Origin of the sequence: Microcystis sp. LEGE 08355 (assembly GCF_015207185.1) — a bacterium.
Classification (GTDB): Bacteria; Cyanobacteriota; Cyanobacteriia; order Cyanobacteriales; family Microcystaceae; genus Microcystis; species Microcystis panniformis.
The window spans coordinates 1-2,290 of sequence record NZ_JADEXI010000683.1 but is presented as its reverse complement, the minus strand read 5'-3'; the positions used below and the strand labels follow the sequence as shown (position 1 = coordinate 2,290).

Here is a 2,290-nt window from a genome sequence, read left to right as displayed (position 1 = left end):
GCAATTGGTGGCCCAAACCGGTGTCGCTGTTTCCCCCGGTTCCGGTTTTGGTAAGGGTGGTGAGGGGTATGTGCGTTTTGCCTTAGTTCACGATCCCGATATTCTAGAGGCTGCCGTAGAGAAAATTGGGGCTTTTTTGGGATAAAACCGATGTTTAACCTGAGTTTGGCCTAAAGTGAAACCCTGATTTTACCCTGGGTTTCTGGCTTTAATACTATCTTTCAACGGTCAAAACTGACAATTAAAAGTAGCTTTAGGGCGTAAAGAAGCGTAATTAGTGAATTTTTGCCCCAAAAATTTCACACCTTTGGAAAAAGTCCTTGACAATTGCTAGAAGAAGGAGTAGGTTACAAAAAGTTTAATTTTATAAAGTCTTATGTCATTAGCCCAACTTATCAATTATGGGGGGGGGAGAGGCAGAGCTTATCAAAGGCTCGGCTGAAATCCTTTTCCCTAGTCACGGCCACTGCGATCGGATGTATTAGTATCGCCAGCAGTGCCACTGCAGCCAGTTTTTCTTTTTCTTTCGCTTTCGGTAGCTCCGGTTCGGGGAACGGTCAGTTCAATCTCCCCAAAGGTATCGCGGTCGGTAGCGGTGGTAATATCTATGTAGCCGATACGGAGAACAACCGCGTACAGGTATTCAACTCCGGTGGTGTCTTCCAGTCCACTTTCGGTAGCTCCGGTACGGGGAACGGTCAGTTCGTTTTCCCCTCCGGTATCGCCTTCGATAGCACTGGTAATATCTATGTAGTCGATACGAACAACAACCGCGTACAGGTATTCAACTCCGGTGGTGTCTTCCAGTCCACTTTCGGTAGCTCCGGTACGGGGAACGGTCAGTTCAATAGCCCCTTCGGTATCGCGGTCGATGGCGGTGGTAATATCTATGTAGCCGATACGGAGAACAACCGCGTACAGGTATTCAACTCCGGTGGTGTCTTCCAGTCCACTTTCGGTAGCTCCGGTACGGGGAACGGTCAGTTCGTTTTCCCCTTCGGTATCGCGGTCGGTAGCGGTGGTAATATCTATGTAGTCGATACGAACAACAACCGCGTACAGGTATTCAGTCCGACGAGTCCTCCGCCAGTGTCCACGCCCGAACCTTCTGGTATTATCGGATTAGGCATACTAGGTGGTGGTTTAGTGGTGCGTCGCCTAGCTAAACGTCGTTAATCGGTGTGGGGTGGGGAGATGAGCCAAAATTTTGCCAATTCCCCACCCTTTGCGGTTAAAAGCTTTAATTGTGCTGCTGTCTTTGTAATTCCTCGATAGTTGCGGGGGATAAATCGGTAAATTGGGCGATTTCTGGGACAAGAAAGCCAGCAGATAGCATTTTTAGGGCAATTTGTCGAGCTTTTTCTTCTTTACCTTTTTGTAGTCCCTTTTCCTCGCCTTCCTCTCTGCCTTCCTCTAAAATATCTTGATAGATGACGGATTCTCTCATAATGTCACTCCGAAGAATTTTTTTAATCGTCTCTCGATTTAATACTAACCCGGCGAGAATACTGGTAGCGGCAGCGAGATTGCTTTGCACCTGTTTTTCGGAAATAGTTTCTAGAGAACGGGACACCTGACTTAACACCTGTTCGGGGTCATCAGTATTGCTGAGGACGGCAAAGGGTAATAAACCGGGATGATGGAAAAATTGCGGTGTATTTTCTTCCCAAAGACGGATGACTTGAAAAGAATGAAAGGTTTCCCCAAGACGGAAAGTATTTTCTTGCACGAGGGGAGAGTCACTGCGTCGCAGATAAATTACCACTTGACGCATTTGTTTTTGGGGATGACGACGATAGACGCGAATGCGATAATCGAGCATTCGGAAGGGAATTTTGGAGTCGGGGTCGGTTTGAAATTCGGTATGGAGAATTAATTCCTCTGACTGCAAAAAAATCAGAGAATCGGCACGAATGGGGTCTAATTGTAATTCCGTCGGGTCGAGGACGGTTAAGGAGAGGGGAGAACCCAATAACCAAGTGGCTAGATCATCGGAGAAGTTTTCGGCAATAAATTTACAAATATTATCAAACATCGTCAGGGATTACTTTCCGTTTCTCCTAGGATACCCTCGATCGCCGGTGTTGACATCCTGTATTCGCCGTAACTGTTGCCGAGGCGAATCGTAGTGCAGAATACATTATCGGCAAAATTTAATTCTACTCATCGAAAATTTGGGTCTGAAACCCCGTCGTTCTACGACGGCTTTACTGTTAAATATTAGCACATTTACGAAATATATGCTAAAATGTGAGGTATGGAAAAGCTATCGCTACCGATTTTACCCCAC

General features: G+C 46.4%; 1 protein-coding gene and 2 pseudogenes. 2 read left to right on the top strand and 1 reads right to left on the bottom strand.

The features are described from left to right. Together IQ242_RS22870 and IQ242_RS22865 are read left to right on the top strand one after the other, a co-directional pair. Nucleotides 1-145, top strand: a pseudogene (locus IQ242_RS22870) (succinyldiaminopimelate aminotransferase); the annotation flags it as partial. A 231-nt stretch (nt 146-376) separates the two neighbouring features. Next, nucleotides 377-1,176, top strand: a pseudogene (locus IQ242_RS22865) (6-bladed beta-propeller). Nucleotides 1,177-1,240: 64 nt separating this feature from the next. On the opposite strand, the gene IQ242_RS22860 reads toward IQ242_RS22865, so the two are convergent. Next, on the bottom strand, nt 1,241-2,035 hold the full coding sequence (locus tag IQ242_RS22860) for an Rpn family recombination-promoting nuclease/putative transposase (RefSeq protein WP_193961527.1): 795 nt from the start codon (nt 2,033-2,035) through the stop codon (nt 1,241-1,243). Between the last annotated feature and the right edge of the window lie 255 nt (nt 2,036-2,290).